Raw genomic sequence first — 24,222 nt, forward strand, 5'->3', positions numbered from 1 at the left:
ATACTCGCGAAATCAGGCGGCAGCGCGCAGTGGGCGGGCCACGGCCACGCCATCGGTGTCGAACAGGTGGCAGTGCGCCGGGTCGAGGTGCAAGTGCAGGGTCTCGCCATATTGGCTGGCCATGTCACCGCGAATCCGCATGGTCAGCGGTTCGCCGTTGGTGGTGTTGACGTGGCAGAAGGTGTCACTGCCCAGGCGTTCGCCGACATCGGCGGTGACGGTCAGGCTGGTCTGCCCTTGCGTGGCGATTTCCAGGTGCTCCGGACGAATACCCAGGGTCACCGCACTGCCTACGCTCAGGCTGGCGCCGCTCAGGGGCAGGCTGATCAGGGTGCCGGCATCCAGTTGCACGTCGCAGCCCTGGCCGTCGACGCGAGTGACCTTGCCCTTGAGAAAGCCCATCTTCGGTGTGCCGAGAAAGCCCGCCACAAACAGGTTGGCCGGCTGGTGGTAGAGCTCCAGCGGCGAGCCGACCTGTTCGATGCGGCCACTGTTGAGCACCACGACCTTGTCGGCCAGGGTCATGGCCTCGACCTGGTCGTGGGTCACGTAGATCATGGTCGCTTGCAGTTCTTTATGCAGGCGCGCCAGTTCCAGGCGCATCTGTACGCGCAGCGCGGCGTCGAGGTTGGACAGCGGTTCGTCGAACAGGAAGATCTTCGGGTTACGCACAATCGCCCGGCCAATCGCCACGCGCTGGCGCTGGCCGCCGGACAGTTGCTTGGGCTTGCGCTCCAGCAACGGGCCCAGCTCCAGGATGCGCGCCGCTTCGTTGACCTTGCTCTCCACCAGCTTCTTGTCGACGCCGGCCAAATCCAGGGCAAACGACATGTTCTTGCGCACGCTCATGTGCGGGTACAGCGCGTAGGTCTGGAACACCATCGCCAGGTCGCGCTTGGCGGGGGTGACTTCGGTGATGTCGCGGCCATCGAGTTCGATGGTGCCTTCGCTGACTTCTTCCAGGCCGGCGATCAGGCGCAGCAGGGTCGATTTACCGCAGCCCGAGGGGCCGACGAAGACCACGAATTCCTTGTCGTGCACTTCCAGGTCGATGCCCTTGATGATGGAGAAGCCTTCGAAGCCTTTTTGCAGATTCTTGATTTTCAGGTTGGCCATGGGATGGGCCTCCTCTTTTAATTTTTATGGAAACCGTTATTTCACGGCGCCGAAGGACAGGCCGCGCACCAGCTGTTTCTGGCTGATCCAGCCGAAGATCAGGATCGGCGCACAGGCCAGGGTCGACACGGCAGACAATTTGGCCCAGAACAAGCCTTCGGGGCTGGAGTAGGAGGCAATCAGCGCGGTCAGCGGCGCGGCACTCGACGAGGTCAGGTTCAACGACCAGAATGCCTCGTTCCAGCACAGGATCAGCGACAGCAGCACGGTGGAGGCCAGCCCGCCCTTGGCGATCGGCAGCAGCACCCGCACCATTTCCTGCCACAGGGTGGCGCCATCGAGGCGGGCGGCTTCGAGGATGTCTTTCGGGATGTCCTTGAAGTAGGTGTAAACCATCCACACCACGATCGGCAGGTTGATCAGGGTGTAGATGATGATCAGCGCGATGCGCGTATCCAACAGGCCAAAGCTCTTGGCCAGCAGGTAGATCGGCATCAGTACGCCTACCGGGGGCAGCATTTTGGTCGACAGCATCCACAGCAGGGTGCCTTTGGTGCGCTGGGTTTCATAGAACGCCATGGAGTAGGCGGCCGGTACCGAGATCAGCAGGCACAGGGCCGTGGCGCTGAATGAGATCACCACTGAGTTCCAGGCGTAGGCGAAGTAGTTGCTGCGTTCGTTGATGTGCAGGTAGTTCTCCAGCGTCGGCGTGAAGATGAACTGCGGCGGCGTGGCGAACGCGTCGATTTCGGTCTTGAAGCTGGTCAGCACCATCCAGAAGATCGGGAAGAAAATCAGGATCGCGATGGCCCAGGCCAGGGTGCCGAGTAACAGGCTTTGCAGGCGGCGGGATTGTTGGAGTGTCATGGCGCGGCCCTCAAGGCTTGTCAGTCAGGTTTTTGCCGATCATCCGCACCAGGATGATCGCCGCGATATTGGCGATGACCACGGCAATCAAGCCGCCGGCCGAGGCCATGCCGACGTCGAACTGCACCAGCGCCTGGTTGTAGATCAGGTAGGCGAGGTTGGTCGAGGCGTAGCCGGGCCCACCGTTGGTGGTGGTGAAGATTTCGGCGAATACCGAAAGCAGGAAGATGGTCTCGATCATCACCACCACCGCAATCGGGCGGGCCAGGTGGGGCAGGGTCAGGTGCCAGAAGATCGCGATGGCGCCGGCCCCGTCCAGGCGCGCCGCTTCCTTTTGTTCCTGGTCGAGGGACTGCATGGCGGTCATCAGCAGCAGGATCGCGAAGGGCAGCCATTGCCACGACACAATGATGATGATCGACAGCAGCGGATAGTGCGCCAGCCAGTCCACCGGTTCGGCGCCGAAGAACTTCCACACGGCCGCGAGAATCCCCGACACCGGGTGGAAAATCAGGTTCTTCCAGATCAGCGCACCGACGGTGGGCATGATGAAAAACGGCGAAATCAGCAGCACCCGGACAATGCCACGCCCCAGGAACTCACTGGCCTCCAGCAGGGCACTGATCAGCACGCCGAATACCACGCTGATCAGCAGCACGCTGCCTACCAGCAACAACGTATTGGTGGCGCCGGGCAGGAAGCCCGAGTCGGTGATGAAGTAAGTGAAGTTTTCCAGCCCCACGAACTGGTTTTCGCCAGGGTAGAGCAGGTTGTAGCGGATCAGCGAAAAGTACAGGGTCATGCCCAGCGGCACGATCATCCACAGCAGCAGCAAGGCCACCGAGGGGCTGACGAGAAACCAGCCGGGGTTGGCCAGGCGGTTTTTGGTGGGTGTATTCATGGTGATCAGGACCGATTAGAGACGGGGGCGCAAAACCCCTGTAGGAGCGAGCTTGCTCGCGAAGGTATTTCAGGCGCATTGCGGCGTCGGATGTACCTTTTTCGCGAGCAAGCTCGCTCCTACAGGATCGGGGGTTACTTGGGGTAACCGGCCCGCTTCATTTCACGCTCGGTGGTGGTCTGCGCGGCGGTCAGTGTGGCATCGACCGTTTGCTGGCCGGTCAACGCGCCCGAGAAGAACTTGCCGACCTGGGTACCGATCGCCTGGAACTCAGGAATGGTCACCAGTTGGATACCGATATACGGCACCGGCTTGAGGGTCGGCTTGGTCGGGTCGGCGACTTTCAGCGACTCCAGGGTCACCTTGGCGAACGGCGCGGCCTTCATGTACTCGTCGCTGTAGGTCGACTTGCGGGTACCTGGCGGTACGTTGGCGATGCCGTCGGTCTTGGCCACCAGTTGGCTGTATTCCTCGGAAGTCGCCCAGGTGGTGAAGGTCTTGGCGGCGTCCTTGGCCTTGGAACTGGTCGGGATGGCCAAGGACCAGGAGTACAGCCATGAGGTGCCTTTGTCGGTTTTTTCGTGCGGGGCAAAGGTGAAGCCCACATGATCGGCCACTTTGCTTTGGGTCTTGTCGGTCACGAACGAGCCGGCGACGCTGGCGTCGACCCAGATTGCACACTTGCCGCTGTTGAACAGCGCCAGGTTTTCGTTGAAACCGTTGCTGGAAGCACCCGGCGGGCCGGATTTTTTCATGTTGTCGACGTAGAAGGTCAGCGCCTCCTTCCACTCAGGGCCATTGAATTCCGGCTGCCACTTCTCATCGAACCAGCGCGCGCCGTAACCGTTGGCCAGCGTTGTGATCAGCGCCATGTTCTCGCCCCAGCCGGCTTTGCCGCGCAGGCACAGGCCGTATTGCTCTTTGCTCTTGTCGGTGAGTTTGGCCGCGTATTCGCCGATCTGGGTCCAGGTCGGATGCTCAGGCATGCTCAGCCCGGCATTTTTGAACAGGTCGGTGCGGTAATAGGTGATCGAACTTTCGGCATAGAACGGCAGGGCATACAGCGAGCCCTTGACGGACAACCCGTCACGCACGGAAGGGAACACATCGTCCAGGTTGTAGGAGGCCGGAAGGTCTTTCATCGGTTCCAGCCAACCCTTGGCGCCCCACAGTGCAGCTTCGTACATGCCAATGGTCAATACATCGAACTGCCCGCCTTGGGTGGCGATGTCGGTGGTCAGGCGTTGGCGCAACACGTTTTCTTCCAGCACGACCCAATTCAGCTTGATCTCCGGGTGCGCGGTCTCGAAGGTTTTCGAGAGCTTTTGCATGCGGATCATGTCGCTGTTGTTGACGGTGGCAATGGTCAGGGTTTGCGCGCCGAGGCTGACGGCGCTGAGGGTCATGCAGGTAGTCATGCAAGTGGAGACAAGCAGTGCTTTTGCTGGGAACTTCATCGCGCACTCCATTTCTGCGCCCAGGGGCTACAGAAGGACAGTTATTGTTGTTGTGTCTTCCCGCAAGGAGCCAGGAAGAGTGTGCGTTGATTACAGCCCTCAAACGGGGTGGTGACAAATCCTTGGGAACACTGGGACTGATACTTTTTTGCACTCGATCTCGGCCTGGCCGTTGAGCCGGACACTTTTACGGAGTCCTGGCACTGCGCATTGCGCAACAGTGCCAGGTACTGGGCATTAAGAGGTCACGCTCGCAGCGGGCGTTTTTGGAGCGTGGTCAGCTCGTAGATCCATTGTGGGTACGTTGGGTTACGCCAACCTTTGTTGGTGTAGATTTTCAGACCGTTTGCGTGCCACTCGGACATCTTTTTCCTCAGCCGCCCGGTGTACTCGGACGCCTTGCATGAAATGTCGGCCCAAGGGTCTACGATCCAGGCATCTTTCCATTCGGCCTGTGAAAAATTGACGGTGCTTTTGCCTGCTGAAGGGGGGCCTCCGACTACCGTAAACACATGGTCCCCACCCTCGACATACCACGCTTGTGCTGTACCTCCGCTTTTTTTGATGATTTGAGCTGCCGATTCAGCCATTTCGTGACAGTTTCCAGCGCCGAACTTCAGACTGGATTCAACCGCTGGCCGATGGTTGTCGCGCATCCAAGAGATGATGGTATTGGCGACGTCTTCTCGGTACCGATCATTAAGGTCGTTGGGCGTGTGCTTGTTAGCGGAGCCGATGGCTGTGGCGTTGAAATGTGAGTCCACGGTTTTTTTTGCGTTTTCGGCATAAAACCGGTTTTGCTCCTCGACAGGCAGGTTCGCAAAATTCTCCGCTTTGGTTAATGGTTCGATGCTCGTCGCTTTGAGCACGACCGTGTCGTTGGCGTTTTTCAGCCTATTGATGAGTTGATAGACAAATTCGCGTTTTTTCTCCGCGCTGAACGTCGCAATAGTCGTTCTCAGTTTTGTGGCTTCGGCGTGTGTATAGCCGGCGGCTTCGAGTTTTGCGAAAGCCGAGTCCAGGGTGGGTAACGCGACGAACGCTTTATTCAAGGGCGCGCCAGTCAGTTTGAGCAAGTTTTCGGTTTCCGCAGTGTGTGCCTTGATCAGCACGTTTTCAAAAGCCGATGCCTGTTGGCCGATTTTTTTGAAGTTGAGCACCGTCGAGGTTGCATCAAATTCGCTGTAGTAAAACGTTAGAGGATCCGCTTCTACAGTGAGGTAACGCTTGGGTCCTCCCGACTGCGTTGCCAGCAGGGAAATCGTTCCACGCAGCTCGCGCTGGTCGTTGCTCAGGCTGCTGATCGGGCCGAGTTTGACAATTCGCGTATTTTGCTCAAGGTTCGCCAGGGTGCTGGTTCCGGGAAAACCAAAGTGCGGGTCCTTGATGATTGTGCCGCGTGTCACTGGTAGATAATCGACAGGTACTTGCAATGTTCGTGGCGTCAGCGAATGGACACCGTCTTGTTCTACTACGTCGAATAAACGGCGTTCAAAAACGATCGTTGGGCTTTTTCCGGCGATAGCGGGTGAAGGGTAGAGACGTTTGTGTTCAAGGGCTTGAACCAACTTGGCGGTGTTGCCGCTGAAGTCCGAGACGATGTTTGAAAAACACAGATCATTTGTCCCACGTTTGACTCTTGGCCCTGCCGGGCAAAAGGCTTCCATGTCTTGTGGGGTGTTGAAATGATCCGCTGATTCAAGATCGGTAATGACATCAGGTTTCTTGGGGTCAAAGCGATACACCCTGTCCCCAACCCTCAGGTCGGTGTGGGTCGCTCTGTTTATCACCTGTGGGTTTTCTGAAAAGAGCGCTTCAGGCATCAAGATGCTTTCGCCGTCAGGCGAAGTCTCGCGCTTCAGTACGATGGATGTGTCCGAGCGGAAATCTGATAGTGCTGGCCCGTAGGCTGACAGGGTTTTGGGGTCGTAGGCATGCCATTGGCCATCCTGGAATAGCGCAGTCGCCTTGATCTGTTGTTCTGCGGTGCCGGTTCGCGTCACTGCGCCATCGGCCAGGTTGGCCGCTCTTCCAGACATCCCGGCCGAGGCCTCGGCAAGGTGGCTGCCCTGCATGCGGGCGAGTGCGCTGAGAGATGCCGAGGTGTTGGCGGCGGTCATGTCCTTGAGTGCGATGCTTTCGGCGCCTTCAGCGCCAAACTTCCCAATGAACTTGGCAGAGGTTTTGGCCGCCGCCCACGCCGCGCCGGATTTAGCGACGCGCCACAATTTCCCGGCACCTTCAGTGGCTGCGTAGAGGGCGACATCAACAGCCAGGTCACCTGCAGCTTTTACAAATTCACCGTGGTAAAGGTCTTCCAGGCTGGAGCCGCCAGGCAGGGCACGTAAAATGCCCTTGAAGAAGTCACTGGGTTCTACGCCGTTCTCAACGGGATTGTTAAATCCTCGGTGGAAGCTGATGAAATCACTTTTGTGCAGGTACACCGCGTCAGTCAACGCCGTGGCCACGGCCTCCATTCTTCTGTTGCTGTAGGGGGGAGATGATTCCTGGCTGGGGCTCTCCTCGTCGAACGTGATTTCACGCAACAAGGGGTTCTTATCGGTGTCGTCAGGCACCACCTGGATGAAGGGTTTAATGGCCGTCAGTGCAACGTTGGCGGTGGCACCTGGGTTGGGGGCGGTGCCGTTTTTTAACGCGTCCACGTCAATGCCAAGTTCAACTGTGTGGCCCTGTTTCGTTGAAGGATTGATGTTTGGAATCTTGACGATTTGCCCGGTTGCCGGATAGACCGCGAAATACCTTCTTACGCCCTTGTGGTCGGACGTTATCACCACGCCGTTGCCGACGCCTTCCACCTTCAAAAAGTCCAATGTGCCGAATTGGAGGCTATTGCGCTTGTCAAAAGGCAGCTTGCTGAGCATGTCTTTGAACAGGGAAATCGTATTGAGCCTGCGCGGGGTAAAGTCTTCCTGGATGGCTTTGTCGAATTGCGCGTTGATGTCCGGCAACTCGTGGGCTCTGTTGCGCAGGTCGTCAACGTTCAGGCCTGTTTTGTAGGTACTCCAGCTTTCACCCAGACGGCCCGCCTCATAGACCTCGACGATGCTCGCGTTAATTCCGGAAAAGAGCCCGCCAGCCACCTTTTCCCATAGGACCGGGCTCTCAAAGTCGATGGCTGAGCCAAACGTTTCTCTCAATGCCGCCAGGGCCATGGCCCTTCTGCTCGGCGGTGTGAAGGTTCGCAGATAACGCTTGGCTTGCGAGGTCTCGTTGATCTGTGCGTTGAGTTTTTCTTGGCTGTCGTTCAGCTGTTCGAGGCTGTATTGGTCGCTGTCATTTTTCACCAGGTGATTATTGATGATTGCCCAATCAATTATCGGGTTCAGTTGGGCAATGGCCTGCAACTGGGTTTCAGACGGTGAAATAGGATTGATCTTGTGGAGCTCCATGACTTTCTGGAAGGTCATGCTCGCGGTAGCGCCCGCGGCGATCCGTTCGATCCGGTTGACGGCTGTGTTAAAGCCGACCCACTCGGGGGAGCCCAGGGTGAGGGTCTGCGGCACGTCTTTTACCAGCAGGTGCGGTGCTGCCCCCGCTAACAACACCTTAGCCATGGCCGGTGCGAGGCTGGCCGGGACCTGCTTGGTGTCAATCAAGTGTTGCTTGAACTGCTCGACAATGGTGTCGGTGCCTTGCCCCCAGTTCCCAGAGGCCATGAGGTCGAAACCCGCCACGCTATTGCGCTGGGTGCCGGCCGTGGGGTCAAGCTCCAGCACCAGCGCAGTCAATAGCCATTGCTTCAGGCTGGTAGAGGTTTCAGCGCTTTTCATCTCGGTTTGCAGGCGGGTGGCAAACTCGAGGGCGGTGTCACTGGAAAGCAGCTGTTCCCGCGCTTGGTCAGGGTCGCTGCTCAGGTTCGGGACACTGGCACTCAAGAAACCGACCAGGGAACCATGGCTGCCAATGGACTTTTTCACGAACTCGGTTACCGCCACACGCTGCTCAGTACTCAACGGTATGTCTGTGGACAGGAAACCCCATAGATTGCCAAAGGACGGCGCCTGCGGAATTTCGGTCTGCAAGGCCCGCAACAAGTTATCGACCTGTGCGGCCGATATGGCGCCGTACCAGCCTTGGTCCGAAAGAAACGCCTGGACGGTCGTGGTGCCCTTGGGCTGGTGGGAGGAGTCCGGGTCCACCGTGAAGCCCGTGGTCTGGTCGTTATCGACATTCCCGTGTTTGAGCTGATGGATCAGCGCATATCGATCGTTACTGTCGCCCAGTGCGGTTCTCTGGCGGTTCAGCCAGTTCACGACTTTCTGCGGGTTTTCAACCGGTGTTGGAAATTGCTGCGTGCGGCCCATCAGCTCCGTGTGTCGTGCGAACGCCTGGCTGCTGTAGTCGTTGCTGATGCCATAAAAACTGCCCACCCATTCGAAGGGCATGCTGTTGTCGGGCTGGTTCAGCGCGATGGTTTTTCCAGGGGGGCTGAATGCGGCCGCAGCGTTCAATACCGGTGCAAGCACATCGAAATGCTCAGGGTACTTTTGCGCGAAGTCAGTGGCGGTAAAGCGCTGCTCAAGGCCATTGACCTTACCGATCAAGGCGTTGTCCGTGGGGTCAAAGCGCAGGGAGGTCAGGTCGATGTTCTGTTTTTGGACCCATTCGGTAAACCCACGTCCCTTCAGGGCCTTGTCCAAGTAAGCCCGCCACTGTCCGATCAGGCTGTTGGCCGGGATCGATTCAAGCATTTTCGACTCTGCTTGGCTCGAGTCGCTCTTGAGCTCAAGCATTACGCCATGCACCGCGACAGCCAGTGCTCTTTCGGTGCTGGCCAAGGCGTCTTCGGGCGTGTCCGGGCTGTGTGCGGGGGGCGCGAGGGGCGTAGCGCTGTCGTTTTCCTGCAGGCGGGACTTGACCTCGACCGCCAGGGTTTCAAGTGGCGAAAGGTTCAGCGTCTTTGCGCTGAGCGGTAGGGCGACTGCCTGCTGCTTCTCCCGCACGCTACGCGAGCGAGCATCGTCAGCCGAGGGGGAGACCAGCGCCTTGAAGCCGTTGTCTCGGATGATTTGCGCACTTCTGCTCAGATTGGCTGCACGTGATCGTTGTTGCCAGCCATCCTGAGGGAAGCCATGGGGTGGCAGTGGTTCTTCGCCGTAGAAACGCAGTACTTCCGGCAGCGTTACAGGGTTCGCACCGGGGTAATCAACGTAGTCGCCCGAGCCTGTCGCCATCTGCTTTACCGCGGGTTCCACGTCTTGCCAGACAGAGGCCCAATCTGAAATGGCGTTGACAGGGAAGGTGGTGTCGACACCCTTGACTTTACCCTTCAAGGTCCCGTCGTCCGAGTTGATTTGGATGCTCGACAGGTCAAGGTTGTTCGCGCGTACAAACGTGGTAAAGGCGCTGCTGTTCAGTGCGTCCTTGAGGTTATTGCGGGCCAGGTTAAAGGTCGAGTACTCGGGCAGTTCGTCTATCGTGTACGCAAACGCCTGCCCCAGTGCCTGGCTGCACAGGCGGGCCAGGGCCTGATCGGCGTCCTTGACCTTTTGTATCGCCGGCACCGACGCGGGTATGAAGCCTGCCAGCAGCCGGTTCAACTGTGGCGTGGGCAGCTCCGCAACCTGTTGCTTGGCCTCTCTTTGGCGCTGCTGAACCGGGGCGAATTGCGCCGCGTAGTAACTGTCGGTGTTACTGATCGAACTGAAGTTTTGCTCTTTGAGCAATTGGTCGATCGTGAATAATCGGTCGTCACTGTTGAAGCGGCTTTTGCGCACTAAATAAAAGGCCGCGACATCCTCCGCGGGTGCATGCCCGCGGTCGTGGAAACGGATGTCCCCGCCCAGTTTTTTGGCCGCGGCTAAAACGGCCGATGAAGCGGCGGCCCAATCGGGATCTTGCGCCAAAGAAAAGCTGACGGTTTGCTTGTTCTGTAACCCGCTCAGGTCTCCGTTGGTGTTGATGACCAGGCTGGAAACATCAATACCCTTGGCTTGGGCAAAGGTCTTGAACGGTTGCGCGTCGAGCGCGTCAGCCAACGCGTTCCAGGCCAGGCCGAATGTTGAACCGGGCGGGACGGCAATCTTTTCCTCTCCAAAGCCGGAGCTTCGGGTTGCATCGACCCATCGGCGGATCAAATGATTGGCGAAATTGATCGACAATTGCCGGTCGCCGTCTTCAACCAGGGCATTGGCGAACTGAGTGGTTGAGGTGTTGTCGGTGTGTTGCGCGGGATCTGGGTTCTGCAGTTCCCGACGTGCTCGTGACACCACAGGGGAAGGGAGCGAGGCGGGTTGCGATGGGGTTTGGAGTATGTCGTGAATGAGCTGGGCGTAGGTTTTCTGCGGATTCAGTGCGCTGGGCTGGTTCAGGTGTCGCTCGACTTCATCGTGCAGTATTTCGCCTGTGAGGGGCGGACGGCTGTTGTTTATCAACTGGCTGATCTGCGCGGCCAGGCTCGGTCGTTCTTCTGTCATCGCGTAGCTGAGCAGGTGCACGATGCGCTGCCGGGCGTGTGGCGGTATATCGCCGGCCTGCACGGGCGCGAGGAGAGCCTGGTGGTTGTTCATCTGATTATTAAACAGCGGGATGACTTGCGAGGCCATTGAGTACGCAGGTTTTGCGGCGGCGCTCATGTCGTTTGAGCCGGTGATGGTGGCGGGAGCAGGTAACCGCTGAACGTTGATCATGAGTAGCCCTTTTACCTTTGCGTTGATAGACAAGGCATCACCCATCGAGTGAAAGAGGAGCGATGTCTTCGCTAAGTGGCCAGGGGCTTGGTCCAGTTCCAGTGACAGGGTGTGGAGGGATTACTTCAAGGGATTGCTGTGTAATCGTTTGTCTATGCGCAAAGAGCTCAAGCCAGGTTTTGTTCGGTGAGCCGCTGCACCGCCAGGCGACGGTAGTGGGAGGGGGTCATGCCCTTGAGCTGTTGGAAGCGTCGATTGAAGTTGGAGATGTTATTGAAGCCGGATTCGAAACACACATCCGTGACGGCTTTATCGCCATCGGCCAGTAACTCGCAGGACTTGCTGATACGCAAGCGATTGACGAACTCGATAAACGTGCGACCGGTGGCCTGCTTGAACACCCGGGAAAAATACGTCGGCTTCATGCCCAGGTGTTCCGCCACTTCCTCCAGCGGCAACTCCCGCGCGTAGTGGGCAAAGATGTAGTCCACCGCGCGGTTGGTGCGGTCGATGCTGTGCTCATCGGCCAGTTGCGGCGTGGTCACGCCGGACAACAACTGGTAGTCCTCGCACGCGCTCAGCACGTCCAGCAGGATAAAGAAGTGCCCCAGGCGCGCCATGCCTTGGGCGTCCTCAATGCGTTGCATCAGGGTCATGGCCTGGGCGATGGTTTTTTTGCAACGAAACTCGATGCCGGACTGCGCCCGTTCCAGCAGCGGTGCCAGGGTCTTGAGTTCGGCGAAAATAGGGCTGCCGTTCTCAAACAGTTCATCGGTGAAGTTCACCAGCATGTCGCGCTTGGGCACCACCTCGTCTTCCTCCACCTGGCTGATCCAGTTGTGGGGCAGGTTGGGGCCGGTGAGGAACAGGCTTTCCGGGTAGAAATTGCCGATGTAGTCGCCGATGAACACTTTGCCGGAGCTGGCGATAATCAAGTGCAGCTCGTACTCCTTATGGAAGTGCCAGCGTACCAACGGGCAGGGGAAACCATGCTGGCGATAGATGATGGACAGGCCGTTGTGATCGTCCATCAGCTCGTAGGAAGGGTCGGTGATTCGCGTTGCTCGGGTCATGCTGCCGTCGCTTTATTGTGGTTGCGATTCGAATAATGCCCCCTTGTGTGTTGTCGCTGCCAGCGGCAAGTTGATCGGAGCATCTCTGAATGCCGTTTTTGGTGATTGGCTACTTAATATATTTAACTGGGCTGTGATATTAACAAAAGCGTTTGCAGGCAGCCGTTGTGCTGATCGAGAGCGGCATGGCCGCTGGGATCAAAGAAGATTTTTATGTGAAACAGAGCACGAGTGAGGGTGTGGTTATGATTCGTGATGCACTACCCAAGGACGCGAAGAGCATCGCCAATGTTCATGTCAGTAGCTGGCAACACGCTTATCTCAGTCTGATGCCGGCTGATTTTTTGTCCTCGCTTACTGCAACGTTGCCTAAGAGGGAAGCTTATTGGGCTCATGCAATTGAAAGCAAAGAGTCTGACGTTTTAGTTTCAGAGGTGGATGGGAACGTTATTGGTTGGATTTCAGTGGGGCCTTGCCGTGATGAAGATAAGTCTGGCGCCGAAGCGGGAGAGGTCATGGCTATCTACGTCTTGGCAGAATACTGGGGCAAGGGTATAGGCGCCCAATTATGGGCGTCAGGTTTAAAGCGTTTGGTTGATCAGGGTTACAAGCTTGTTACCTTATGGGTTTTAGCTGAAAACGAAAGGGCTGTGCGCTTCTATCAAGGGCTCGGAGGGCAGGAGGAGCTTGGCAGCCGTCGCACGCTCGTCCGTGGCGGGGTGTCCCTGGAGGAGGTGAGGTACGTCTGGGCGCGTTAGGGGGCAGGGATGCCCGATTCAACTTGCCGCGCAGCGGCGGCAAGTCAGAGTCACGATGTTCATGTTCTTTGCGCTGCTCGATTCCCTAGAGGTTGCGGTTCTTCGCCTCGATCCACTGGGACATGTACTGCGTACTTTTATGCGCGTGATGGCGCAGCATGCTGCCGGTAAAGTTGTCGCGGCGATGGGCCGCAAGGTTGCGGCGGCATTGCTCCAGGCATGCCACCAAGGCCGGTCCGTGGAGGGCCTGGTCATAGCGCCGGGCCAGGAGCTGGCGCCCCTGTTCCTGGGCCTGGGTCCAACGCTCGCGGTCCTGATAAAGGGCCACGGCGGCGGCGGCCAGGGCCGGGGCGTTCTGCTCGATCGCGCCGGGCCAGGGCTGATCGTCGCCCATCGCTTCGGCGCCGATCGGTGTGGTGACATTCGGCGTGCCACACAGCATCGCATCCGCCAGCTTGCCCTTGATCCCGGCGCCAAAGCGCAGGGGGGCCAGGCAGATACGTGCGGCACTCATCACCTGCAACGCATCTTCGGCCCAGTTCATCACATGAAACCCCTGGGCCGCGTTGTGCAGGGCGGTGGCCTTGGGCGGGGTGTAGGCCCCGTAGATATGCAGTTGGGCGCCCGGCAGTTGCTGGCGGATCAGCGGCCACACGCTGTTTTTCATCCACAACACCGCATCCCAGTTCGGCGCGTGACGGAAGTTACCGATACTGAGGAAGTGCGCGCGGTCTTCAAAGGGCGCGAAGGCCGCGGTCGGTGGCTGCATCATCAACGGGCACCAGTGGAGCAGGGCGGCGGGCACCTTGAACTGTTCGATGAGCAGGCGGATTTCCACGTCGGAAATCATCAGGCTGATATCGCAGCGGTAAATCGCCGCGATTTCACGCTTGGCCAGGTCGGTGTCGGCCATCAACTGGAATTCCTGTTTCAGCGCCGGGGTAAACAGTGCACTGAAGTCTTCGCCGTCGGGATGGGCCTTGAGGTGGTCCCTGAGGCGCTGGTGGCGCGCGTCGCGCAGGCTTTGCAGGTCGGAGGTCTCCAGCACGCGCAGGGCGTGGGGGCAGCACTTCTCCACGCGCCAACCAAACTGTTCTTCCATCATGAAACGGTCGAACAGCACGATGTCCGGGGCCAATTCGCAAATAAAATCGTCGAAGCTGCTGTTATTGAGCTCAATCGCGCATTCGGCGATGCCCAGCGCAGCCAGGTCGGCTTTGTGCTCGCCCAGCGCTGCGGGGCTGCTGAAGGTTATATCCCAACCTTGCGTAAGAAAAGTCTCGAGGATCTGCATCATATGCCCGCCCGCTGCCGAGGAGCGTGGCTCCGGCCAGACATAACCAATGACCAGGACTTTGGTAGCGGGCTGATTCATTAACAACGGTTTCCTTGGAGGGCAGGCGCAAAGCGCGCAATTAAACCACAACCGCGAGACATGACAATTTGTGTCTGGCGGTAGGTAGCCACAGCACTTTGTGGTTAACTTCCGCCTCTCGAATTCGTTTAATCAAACCCAGCATAAGGATTCCGTCCATGGCTCAAGTCACCCTTCGTGGTAACCCCGTCCAAGTTGAAGGCGAACTGCCGCAAACCGGCTCCAAGGCGCCAGACTTCACCCTGACCGCCGGCGATCTGTCGGATGCGACCCTGGCCACCTTCGCCGGCAAACGCAAAGTGCTGAACATCTTCCCAAGCGTCGACACCCCGACCTGCGCCACCTCGGTACGCAAGTTCAACGCCCAGGCCAACGAGCTGAACAACACTGTCGTGCTGTGCATCTCCTCCGACCTGCCGTTTGCCCAGAAGCGTTTTTGCGGCACCGAAGGCCTGGACAACGTGCAGAACCTGTCGGACTTCCGCAACGCTGATTTCGCCGTTGACTACGGCGTTTCGATTGCTGACGGCCCCCTCCGGGCCCTGACCGCCCGTGCCGTCGTCGTGTTGGATGAAAACGACACTGTGCTGCACAGCGAATTGGTCCCTGAAATCGGCCAGGAGCCAAACTACGAAGCAGCCCTGGCTGTTTTGAAGTAACTGTTTCGGCGCATTACTGTCGTTACGCAGTAACACGCGCGGCACATAATTGCGGCCTGGCCTAGTCCAGGCCGTTTTTATTTGCACGTCAGATGCTTAGGGAAATAGCCGGCGGACTAAGCTCAAAAGTTAAAAGATGTAAGCCCAAGGTAAATAGCCGGTAAAGGCGCTTTTCTTAACGCGCCCCAGTGCTTATCTTTCAGCCTCCCAAAGAAGAAGCTCTCGCGCCCAATGGTTGATCACTCCATGCAATCCACCCCCCGTAACTCCCGACGCTGGCTGTTCGGCCTGCTTGTGCTGCTGGTTATCGCCGGTCTGTGCTGGAAATTCTGGCCGGGTGGCGCTGCCCATAAAGATGCGCCGGCCGCACGCACCAGCAAGACGGGCATGGCACGCCCAGGCTTCGGTGGTTCCACTGGGCCGGTGCCGGTGCGCGTGGCACCGGCGGTGCTGGGGGAATTCCCGCTGTACTACAAGGCATTGGGTACGGTCACCGCGCTCAACACCATCAATGTACGCAGCCAGGTGGGCGGCCAGTTGGTGAAGATCGCCTTTGAAGAAGGGCAGATGGTCAAGGCCGGCGACCTGTTGGCGGAAATCGACCCGCGCAGCTATCAGAACGCCTTGCTCCAGGCCCAGGGCACGCTGATGCAGAACCAGGCCCAGTTGAAGAACGCCCAGGTCGACGTCCAGCGTTACCGCGACCTCTACGCCCAGGACAGCATCGCCAAGCAGACCCTCGACACAGCCGAAGCGCTGGTCCTGCAATACCAGGGCACGGTCAAGACCAACCAGGGCGCGGTGGACGACGCCAAGCTCAACCTCGAATTCACCAAGATCCGCGCGCCGATCAGCGGGCGCGTCGGCCTGCGTCAGCTCGACGTCGGTAACCTGGTGGCCGCCAACGACACCACGGCGCTGGCGGTGATCACCCAGACCCAACCGATCAGCGTGGCCTTCACCCTGCCGGAGAGCACCCTGGAAACCGTGCTCGCCCGTTACCACGCCGGCAACAAGCTGCCCGTGGAGGCCTGGGACCGTGGCGATGCGAAGCGCCAGGCCACCGGCGTGCTACAGAGCCTGGACAACCAGATCGACGTCACCACCGGTACCCTGAAGTTCAAGGCACGTTTCGATAACAAGGACCAGGTACTGTTCCCCAACCAATTCGTGAATGTGCATCTGCTCGCCGATACCCTGCACAACGTGGTACTGGCGCCGTCGGCCGCGATTCAGTTCGGCAACAACGGCACCTTTGTCTACAAGCTCGATGGCGATAAGAAGGTCAAGGTCCAGCCGTTGGTGGTGGGTGACAGCGATGGCGATAACACCGTGATCAAGGAGGGCCTGGTCGCCGGCGACCGGGTGGTGCTTGAAGGCACCGACCGCCTGAAGGACGGCAGCGAAGTCGAAGTGGTCAACGACAGCAGCCAGGTACCGACCACGCCGACCGAGCACCTGCAAGGCAAGCCTGCTGCGAAAGGGGAGACCGGCGCTGACGCCGGCAAGGCGCAAAAGGTCGGTTCATGAACCTCTCGCGGCTGTTTATCCTTCGCCCGGTCGCCACCACGCTGAGCATGCTGGCCATTGTCCTGGCCGGCATCATCTCGTACCGCCTGCTACCCGTCTCGGCCTTGCCCCAGGTGGATTACCCGACCATCCGCGTGATGACCCTGTACCCTGGCGCCAGCCCGGACGTGATGACCAGCGCCGTCACCGCGCCCCTGGAGCGCCAGTTCGGGCAAATGCCCGGCCTGACCCAGATGGCGTCCACCAGCTCCGGCGGCGCCTCGGTGCTGACCCTGCGTTTCAACCTCGACATCAATATGGATGTCGCCGAGCAACAGGTGCAGGCCGCGATCAACGCCGCCACCAACCTGCTGCCCAAGGATTTGCCGGCACCGCCGGTGTACAACAAGGTCAACCCGGCGGACACCCCGGTGTTGACCTTGGCGATCACCTCCAAGACCATGCTGCTGCCCAAGCTCAATGACCTGGTCGATACGCGCATGGCGCAGAAGATCGCGCAGATCAGCGGCGTCGGCATGGTCAGCATCGCCGGCGGCCAGCGCCAGGCGGTGCGGATCAAGGTCAACCCCGAGGCCCTGGCCGCCAACGGCTTGAACCTGTCGGACGTGCGCACCCTGATCGCCGCGTCCAACGTCAACCAGCCCAAGGGTAACTTCGACGGCCCGACCCGGGTGTCGATGCTCGATGCCAACGACCAGTTGGTCTCGCCCCAGCAATACGCCGAACTGATCCTGGCCTACAACAATGGCGCACCGTTGCGCCTCAAGGATGTGGCGCAGATCGTCGATGGTGCGGAAAACGAACGCCTTGCTGCCTGGGCCAATGAAAACCAGGCCGTGTTGCTGAACATCCAGCGCCAGCCGGGCGCCAACGTGATCGAGGTGGTGGACCGTATCAAGGCCCTGCTGCCGAGTATCACCGATAACCTGCCGGCCGGCCTGGACGTCACGGTCCTGACCGACCGCACCCAGACCATCCGCGCGTCGGTCACCGACGTGCAGCACGAACTGCTGATCGCCATTGCCCTGGTGGTGATGGTGACCTTCCTGTTCCTGCGCCGGGTCAGCGCCACGATCATTCCCTCCATTGCCGTGCCGCTATCGCTGGTCGGCACCTTTGGGGTGATGTACCTGGCCGGTTTCTCCATCAACAACCTCACGCTGATGGCCCTGACCATCGCCACCGGCTTCGTGGTGGACGATGCCATCGTGATGCTGGAGAACATTTCCCGCTACATCGAGGAAGGCGAGACCCCGCTGGTAGCCGCGCTCAAGGGCGCCAAGCAGATCGGGTTCACCCTGATTTCCCTGACCCTGTCGCTGATCGCCGTATTGATTCCGTTGCTGTTCATGGCTGACGTGGTCGGGCGCCTGTTCCGCGAATTCGCGATTACCCTGGCGGTGGCGATCCTGATTTCCCTGGTGGTGTCCCTGACCCTGACGCCAATGATGTGCGCGCGGCTGCTCAAGCGGGAACCCAAGGAAGAAGAACAAAGCCGTTTCTACAAGGCCAGCGGCGCCTGGATCGACTGGCTGATCGGCGCCTACGGGCGCAAATTGCAGTGGGTGCTCAGGCACCAGCCGCTGACCCTGCTGGTGGCCATCGCCACCCTGGGCCTTACGGTAGTGCTGTACCTGGTGGTGCCCAAGGGCTTTTTCCCGGTGCAGGACACCGGGGTGATCCAGGGCATTTCCGAAGCGCCGCAGTCGATATCCTTTGCGGCCATGAGCCAGCGCCAGCAGGAGCTGGCCAAGATCATCCTGGCCGACCCGGCGGTGCAAAGCCTGTCGTCCTACATTGGCGTGGATGGCGATAACGCCACCCTCAACAGCGGCCGCTTGCTGATCAACCTCAAGCCCCACGGCCAGCGCGACCTGAGTGCCGCCCAGGTGATCACCCGCCTGCAACCGGAAATCGACAAGCTGGTGGGCATCCGCCTGTTCATGCAGCCGGTGCAGGACCTGACCATTGAAGACCGCGTCAGTCGAACCCAGTACCAGTTCAGCATGTCCTCGCCGGATGCGGAGTTGCTGGCCCTGTGGAGCGGCAAGCTGGTGCATGCCCTCCGCCAGTTGCCGGAGCTGACCGACGTCGCCAGCGACCTCCAGGACAAGGGCCTGCAGGTGTACCTGGTGATCGATCGTGATGCGGCCTCGCGCCTGGGTGTCAGCGTGTCGACCATTACCGATGCGCTGTACGACGCCTTCGGCCAGCGGCAGATTTCCACCATTTACACCCAGGCCAGCCAATACCGCGTGGTCTTGCAGGCCCATTCGGGCGAAACCCTGGGGCCGGATGCGCTGAACCAGATCCATGTGAAGACCACCGACGGCGGCCAGGTCCGCCTGTCGAGCCTGGCCCGGGTGGAACAGCGCCAGGCCCAGTTGGCGATTGCGCATATCGGCCAGTTCCCGGCGGTGATGATGTCATTCAACCTGGCGCCCGGCGTGGCGCTGGGCAAAGGCGTCGAGCTGATCAACCAGGTGCAGAAGGACATCGGCATGCCGGTGGGCGTGCAGACCCAGTTCCAGGGCGCCGCCCAGGCGTTCGAGGCGTCGTTGTCGAGCACCTTGCTGCTGATCCTGGCGGCGGTGGTCACCATGTATATCGTGCTCGGCGTGCTCTACGAGAGCTACATCCACCCGATCACCATCCTTTCGACCTTGCCGTCGGCAGCGGTGGGGGCCTTGCTCGCGTTGCTGCTCAGTGGCAATGACCTGGGCATGATCGCGATCATCGGCATCATCCTGCTGATCGGCATCGTGAAAAAGAACGCGATCATGATGATCGACTTCGCCCTGGACGCCGAACGCAACCAGGGGCTGGACCCGCAGACCGCGATCTACCAGGCGGCGCTGTTGCGCTTCCGGCCGATCCTGATGACCACCCTGGCGGCGCTGTTCGGTGCGGTGCCGTTGATGCTGGCCACCGGCTCCGGCGCAGAACTGCGCCAGCCCCTGGGCCTGGTGATGGTTGGCGGTTTGCTGGTGAGCCAGGTGTTGACCCTGTTCACCACCCCGGTGATCTACCTGTACTTCGACCGCCTCGGTCGTCGCTGGCGCAAAGAGCCGCAAAGCCTGGAGCCGGTTGAGTCATGAACCTGTCCGGACCTTTCATTCGCCGGCCGGTCGCCACCATGCTGCTGAGCCTGGCGATCCTGTTGCTGGGCGGTGTCAGCTTTAACCTGCTGCCGGTGTCGCCGCTGCCGCAGATCGATTTCCCGGTGATCGTGGTCTCGGCCAGCTTGCCCGGCGCGAGCCCCGAGGTGATGGCGTCGACCGTGGCCACGCCGTTGGAGCGCTCCTTTGGCGCGATTGCCGGCATTACCACCATGAGCAGTTCGTCGAGCCAGGGCTCCACCCGGGTGATCCTGGCGTTCGACTCCGACCGTGACATCAACGGCGCGGCGCGGGAAGTGCAGGCGGCCATCAACGCTTCGCGCAACCTGCTGCCCAGCGGCATGCGCAGCATGCCCACCTACAAGAAAATCAACCCGTCCCAGGCACCGATCATGGTGCTGTCGCTGACCTCGGATGTGTTGCAGAAAGGCCAGTTGTACGACCTGGCCTCGACCATCCTCTCGCAAAGCCTGTCCCAGGTGCCCGGCGTGGGCGAAGTGCAGATCGGCGGCAGCTCCCTGCCGGCGGTGCGTATCGAACTTGAACCCAAGGCTCTCGACCAGTACGGCGTGGCCCTGGACGATGTGCGCAACACCATTGCCAACGCGAACCAGCGGCGCCCCAAGGGCTCCCTGGAAGACAGCGAGCGCAATTGGCAGATCCAGGCCAATGACCAGTTGGAAAAGGCCAAGGACTATGAACCGCTGCTGATTCGCTACCAGAACGGCGCGGCCCTGCGCCTGAAGGATGTGGCCACGATCACTGATGGCGTGGAAGACCGCTACAACAGTGGTTTCTTCAACAACGATTCGGCGGTGCTGCTGGTGATCAATCGCCAGTCCGGCGCCAACATCATCGAGACCGTGAGGCAGATCAAGGCCCAGCTGCCGGCATTGCAGGCGGTGCTGCCGTCCAGCGTCAAGCTGAGCCTGGCGATGGACCGCTCGCCGGTGATCACCGCGACCTTGCATGAAGCCGAGATGACCCTGCTGATTGCCGTGGGCCTGGTCATCCTGGTGGTGTACCTGTTCCTCGGTAACTTCCGCGCCTCATTGATTCCGACCCTGGCGGTGCCGGTGTCGCTGGTGGGGACGTTCGCGGTGATGTACCTGTACGGGTTTTCGTTGAACAACTTCTCGCTGATGGCGCTGATCCTGGCGACCGGCCTGGTGGTGGACGATGCCATCGTGGTACTGGAGAACATTTCCCGACATATCGACGAAGGGGTGCCACCGATGAAGGCGGCGTACCTGGGCGCCCAGGAAGTCGGCTTTACCTTGTTGTCGATGAACGTGTCGCTGGTGGCGGTGTTCCTGTCCATCCTGTTCATGGGCGGCATCGTTACCAACCTGTTCCGCGAGTTTTCCATCACTTTGTCGGCGGCGATCATTGTGTCGCTGATTGTCTCGCTGACCCTGACGCCGATGCTCTGCGCCCGCTGGCTCAAGCCCCATGTCAAAGGCCAGATGACCGGTTTGCAGCGCTGGAGCCAGAAGATCAACGACCGCATGGTCGCCGGCTACGCCACCAGCCTCGACTGGGTGCTGCGCCACCGCCGACTGACCCTGCTCAGCCTGTTGCTGACCATCGGCATGAACGTGGCGTTGTATGTCGTGGTGCCGAAAACCTTTATGCCGCAGCAGGACACCGGCCAGTTGATCGGCTTCGTGCGCGGGGATGACGGGCTGTCGTTCAGCGTGATGCAGCCGAAGATGGAGACCTTCCGCAAGGCGGTGCTCAAGGACCCGGCGGTACTCAGCGTGGCCGGGTTTATCGGCGGGAGCAACGGCACCAACAACGCGGTGATGCTGGTGCGGCTCAAGCCTATCAGCGAACGCAAGGTCTCGGCGCAAGCGGTGATCGAGCGCTTGCGCAAGGATGTGCCGCTGGTGCCGGGCGGGCGCCTGTTCCTGATGGCCGACCAGGACCTGCAATTCGGCGGCAGCCGTGACCAGACCACTGCACAGTATTCCTACATCCTGCAAAGCGGTGACTTGGCCGCGCTGCGCCTGTGGTACCCGAAAGTCGTGGCCGCCCTGCGTGAGCTGCCCGAGCTGACCGCCATCGATGCCCGCGAAGGCCGCGGCGCTGCCCAGGTCACGCTGATCGTTGACCGCGACCAGGCCAAGCGCCTGGGCATCGACATGAGCATGGTCACGGCAGTCTTGAACAATGCCTACAGCCAGCGGCAGATTTCCACCATCTACGACAGCCTCAACCAGTACCAGGTGGTGATGGAGGTCAACCCGAAATACGCCCAGGACCCGATTACCCTGAACCAGATGCAGGTGATCACGTCCAGTGGCGCGCGGGTGCCGTTGTCGACCATTGCCCACTATGAAAACAGCCTGGCAGACGATCGCGTCAGCCATGAAGGCCAGTTCGCCTCGGAAAACATTGCCTTCGACATGGCGCCCGGTGTGACGGTGGAGCAGGGGACGGCCGCCATCGAGCGAGCGATCGCCAAGCTCGGCTTGCCTGAGGATGTGATTGCCAAGATGGCCGGCACCGCCGACGCCTTCGCGGCGACGCAGAAGGGCCAGCCGTTCATGATTCTCGGCGCGCTGGTGGCGGTGTACCTGGTGCTGGGCATCCTCTATGAAAGCTATATCCACCCGCTGACGATCCTCTCGACCCTGCCGTCGGCCGGGGTCGGTGCGATGCTCGCCATCTACCTGACGGGCGGCGAGTTCAGCCTGATTTCCTTGCTGGGCCTGTTCCTGCTGATCGGCGTGGTGAAGAAGAACGCCATCTTGATGATCGACCTGGCCTTGCAGTTGGAGCGTAACGACGGCATGGACCCGCTGGAGTCGATTCGCAGTGCCTGCCTGCTGCGCTTGCGGCCGATCCTGATGACCACCCTGGCCGCCATTCTCGGCGCCTTGCCCTTGCTGCTGGGCGCTGGTGATGGCGCGGAAATGCGCCACCCACTGGGCTTGACCATCATCGGCGGCCTGGCCTTCAGCCAGATCCTGACCCTCTACACCACCCCGGTGGTTTACCTTTATCTAGACCGCGCGCGCCACCGTTTCAACGCCTGGCGTGGCGTGCGTACCGATGCTGCCCTGGACACTGCGCTATGACCGATTCAACCCACACCCATGCACGGCGGGTTTCCGACACGGCACCCACCCCTGTAGGAGCGAGCTTGCTCGCGAAAAAACGGCAGGCCCCGCGTTCATTCAGGCTCGGCGCGTTATCGTTAACGACCTTCGCGAGCAAGCTCGCTCCTACAGTGGGGTTGGCGTTGTTGCTCAGCGCCTGCGCCGTCGGCCCTGACTACCATCGCCCGGAAGTCATCGAACCGGCGCAGTTCAAGGAGGCCCAGGGCTGGCGCCAGGCCACGCCGAGCGATTCCCTGGCCCGTGGCGCCTGGTGGGAGCTGTACGGTGATCGTCAACTCAATGACCTGGTGCAGCGCCTGAACAGCTCCAACCAGACCGTGGCCCAGGCCGAAGCACGTTTTCGCCAGGCCCAGGCCCTGGTGCGCAGTTCCCGTGGCGCGTTTTACCCCACCGTTGACCTGAGCGTCGGAAAAACCCGCGCGAGCCAGGGCTCTGGTAGCAGCAGCGCGAGCCTCAGCAGTTCCAGCAGCGGCATCCGCAACACCCTCAACGCCCAGCTGGGCGTGAGCTGGGAAGCCGACATCTGGGGCAAGTTGCGCCGCGGCCTGGAGGCCAACGAAGCCAGCGCCGAAGCCAGCTCGGCCGACCTGGCCGCGATGCGCTTGAGCCAACAGTCGGAACTGGTGCAAAGCTACCTGCAATTGCGGGTCATGGACGAGCAGACCCGTCTGCTGCAAGCCACCCTGGACACGTACCAACGCTCCCTGCAAATGACCGAAAACCAATACCGCGCCGGTGTCTCCGGCAAGGAAGCGGTGGCCCAGGCGCAAACCCAGCTCAAGACGACCCAAGCCAGCCTGATCGACCTGATCTGGCAGCGCGCGCAACTGGAAAACGCCATCGCCGTGTTGATCGGTGAGGCACCCGCCAACTTCAACCTGGCGGTGAGCAAGGACATCCCGGCATTGCCGCAGATCCCGGTCAGCCTGCCTTCGCAATTGCTCGAGCGTCGCCCGGACATCGCTTCGGCCGAGCGCTCAGTGATCGCTGCCAACGCCAATATCGGCGTGGCCAAGGCCGCCTATTACCCGGACCTGAGCCTCAGCCTGGCCGGCGGGTACTCCAGCAGCACCTATGCCGATTGGATCAGCCTGCCGAACCGCTTCTGGTCGGTCGGGCCGAAACTCGCCATGACCCTGTTCGACGGCGGCCAGCGCTCGGCGGAAGTGGACCGCACAGTGGCTTCCTATGACGAAACCGTGGCCAAGTACCGCCAGACCGTACTGGACGGGTTCCGCGAAGTGGAAAACTACATGGTCCAGCTCAAGGTGCTGGAAGACGAGGCCGTGGTCAGCAACGAAGCCCTGGAAGCCGCGCGGGAGTCGTTGCGCTTGACCCAGAACCAATACAAGGCGGGGCTGATTGCCTATCTGGATGTGGTCACTGTGCAGGCCACCGCTTTGAGTAACGAGCGCACTGTGTTGACCTTGCTGCAGTCGCGATTGGTGGCGAGCGTGCAACTGATCGCCGCACTGGGCGGTGGCTGGGATGGGCAGACGTCGATTGCCGAGAAGGAGTGAGTGCGCAAGGCAGGACAGTGAGCCGCATTTTGGCAGCGATAATGTGGAGGCTAAGCAGTAGGCATGACGGCA

The 24,222-nt window shown here is 60.2% G+C and carries 13 protein-coding genes; 6 read left to right on the forward strand and 7 right to left on the reverse strand.

Annotation, left to right across the window (positions count from 1 at the left end; translation table 11 throughout):
- Positions 1-12 precede the first annotated feature (12 nt).
- From AB7933_RS15535 to AB7933_RS15560, 6 genes are all read right to left on the reverse strand, one after another.
- Entirely contained in the window at positions 13-1,116 is a 1,104-nt protein-coding gene (locus tag AB7933_RS15535; RefSeq protein WP_024075146.1) for an ABC transporter ATP-binding protein, read from the reverse strand.
- A gap of 36 nt (positions 1,117-1,152) precedes the next feature.
- Positions 1,153-1,983 carry a carbohydrate ABC transporter permease gene (locus tag AB7933_RS15540; protein ID WP_005788583.1) on the reverse strand — a complete coding sequence of 277 codons (831 nt, stop codon included), beginning with the start codon at positions 1,981-1,983 and terminating at the stop codon, positions 1,153-1,155.
- A gap of 10 nt (positions 1,984-1,993) precedes the next feature.
- Positions 1,994-2,884 carry a carbohydrate ABC transporter permease gene (locus AB7933_RS15545; protein ID WP_024075147.1) on the reverse strand — a complete coding sequence of 297 codons (891 nt, stop codon included), beginning with the start codon at positions 2,882-2,884 and terminating at the stop codon, positions 1,994-1,996.
- Positions 2,885-3,018: 134 nt separating this feature from the next.
- On the reverse strand, positions 3,019-4,302 hold the full coding sequence (locus AB7933_RS15550; protein ID WP_173860565.1) for an ABC transporter substrate-binding protein: 1,284 nt from the start codon (positions 4,300-4,302) through the stop codon (positions 3,019-3,021).
- A 284-nt stretch (positions 4,303-4,586) separates the two neighbouring features.
- Positions 4,587-10,991, reverse strand: coding sequence for a hypothetical protein (locus AB7933_RS15555; RefSeq protein ID WP_143036960.1), 6,405 nt, complete (start codon positions 10,989-10,991; stop codon positions 4,587-4,589).
- Between the two features lie 167 nt (positions 10,992-11,158).
- Complete coding sequence (locus tag AB7933_RS15560; RefSeq protein WP_024075150.1) at positions 11,159-12,064, reverse strand: AraC family transcriptional regulator; 906 nt, start codon at positions 12,062-12,064, stop codon at positions 11,159-11,161.
- Between the two features lie 245 nt (positions 12,065-12,309).
- On the opposite strand from AB7933_RS15560, the gene AB7933_RS15565 reads away from it, so the two are divergent.
- Complete coding sequence (locus tag AB7933_RS15565) at positions 12,310-12,822, forward strand: GNAT family N-acetyltransferase (RefSeq protein ID WP_041161187.1); 513 nt, start codon at positions 12,310-12,312, stop codon at positions 12,820-12,822.
- An 85-nt stretch (positions 12,823-12,907) separates the two neighbouring features.
- On the opposite strand, the gene AB7933_RS15570 is transcribed toward AB7933_RS15565, so the two are convergent.
- Positions 12,908-14,197, reverse strand: a complete 1,290-nt coding sequence (locus tag AB7933_RS15570; RefSeq protein WP_024075152.1) for a glycosyltransferase — start codon at positions 14,195-14,197, stop codon at positions 12,908-12,910.
- Positions 14,198-14,355: 158 nt separating this feature from the next.
- On the opposite strand from AB7933_RS15570, the gene tpx reads away from it, so the two are divergent.
- The 5 genes from tpx to AB7933_RS15595 all read left to right on the forward strand — a co-directional run bounded on the left by tpx (position 14,356) and on the right by AB7933_RS15595 (position 24,150).
- Positions 14,356-14,856 (forward strand): thiol peroxidase, encoded by a 501-nt coding sequence (tpx, locus tag AB7933_RS15575; RefSeq protein ID WP_024075153.1) that lies wholly within the window; start codon positions 14,356-14,358, stop codon positions 14,854-14,856.
- Positions 14,857-15,087: 231 nt separating this feature from the next.
- On the forward strand, positions 15,088-16,386 hold the full coding sequence (locus AB7933_RS15580) for an MdtA/MuxA family multidrug efflux RND transporter periplasmic adaptor subunit (protein WP_024075154.1): 1,299 nt from the start codon (positions 15,088-15,090) through the stop codon (positions 16,384-16,386).
- Entirely contained in the window at positions 16,383-19,484 is a 3,102-nt protein-coding gene (locus tag AB7933_RS15585; RefSeq protein ID WP_024075155.1) for an MdtB/MuxB family multidrug efflux RND transporter permease subunit, read from the forward strand. The genes AB7933_RS15580 and AB7933_RS15585 overlap by 4 nt, the downstream gene beginning before the upstream one ends.
- On the forward strand, positions 19,481-22,588 hold the full coding sequence (locus AB7933_RS15590; protein WP_024075156.1) for an efflux RND transporter permease subunit: 3,108 nt from the start codon (positions 19,481-19,483) through the stop codon (positions 22,586-22,588). The genes AB7933_RS15585 and AB7933_RS15590 overlap by 4 nt, the downstream gene beginning before the upstream one ends.
- A complete protein-coding gene (locus tag AB7933_RS15595; protein WP_024075157.1) occupies positions 22,585-24,150 on the forward strand; it encodes an efflux transporter outer membrane subunit in 1,566 nt (521 codons plus the stop codon). Before AB7933_RS15590 ends, AB7933_RS15595 begins: the two co-directional genes overlap by 4 nt.
- Positions 24,151-24,222: the final 72 nt, after the last annotated feature.

Source organism: Pseudomonas gorinensis (assembly GCF_042015035.1).
Taxonomy (GTDB): Bacteria; Pseudomonadota; Gammaproteobacteria; order Pseudomonadales; family Pseudomonadaceae; genus Aquipseudomonas; species Aquipseudomonas gorinensis.

Coding starts and splice junctions, on each gene's coding strand:
- AB7933_RS15535 (WP_024075146.1), bottom strand. CDS start 1,116: ATGGCCAACCTGAAAATCAAGAATCTGCAAAAAGGCTTCGAAGGCTTC.
- AB7933_RS15540 (WP_005788583.1), bottom strand. CDS start 1,983: ATGACACTCCAACAATCCCGCCGCCTGCAAAGCCTGTTACTCGGCACC.
- AB7933_RS15545 (WP_024075147.1), bottom strand. CDS start 2,884: ATGAATACACCCACCAAAAACCGCCTGGCCAACCCCGGCTGGTTTCTC.
- AB7933_RS15550 (WP_173860565.1), bottom strand. CDS start 4,302: ATGACTACCTGCATGACCCTCAGCGCCGTCAGCCTCGGCGCGCAAACC.
- AB7933_RS15555 (WP_143036960.1), bottom strand. CDS start 10,991: ATGATCAACGTTCAGCGGTTACCTGCTCCCGCCACCATCACCGGCTCA.
- AB7933_RS15560 (WP_024075150.1), bottom strand. CDS start 12,064: ATGACCCGAGCAACGCGAATCACCGACCCTTCCTACGAGCTGATGGAC.
- AB7933_RS15565 (WP_041161187.1), top strand. CDS start 12,310: ATGATTCGTGATGCACTACCCAAGGACGCGAAGAGCATCGCCAATGTT.
- AB7933_RS15570 (WP_024075152.1), bottom strand. CDS start 14,197: ATGAATCAGCCCGCTACCAAAGTCCTGGTCATTGGTTATGTCTGGCCG.
- tpx (WP_024075153.1), top strand. CDS start 14,356: ATGGCTCAAGTCACCCTTCGTGGTAACCCCGTCCAAGTTGAAGGCGAA.
- AB7933_RS15580 (WP_024075154.1), top strand. CDS start 15,088: ATGGTTGATCACTCCATGCAATCCACCCCCCGTAACTCCCGACGCTGG.
- AB7933_RS15585 (WP_024075155.1), top strand. CDS start 16,383: ATGAACCTCTCGCGGCTGTTTATCCTTCGCCCGGTCGCCACCACGCTG.
- AB7933_RS15590 (WP_024075156.1), top strand. CDS start 19,481: ATGAACCTGTCCGGACCTTTCATTCGCCGGCCGGTCGCCACCATGCTG.
- AB7933_RS15595 (WP_024075157.1), top strand. CDS start 22,585: ATGACCGATTCAACCCACACCCATGCACGGCGGGTTTCCGACACGGCA.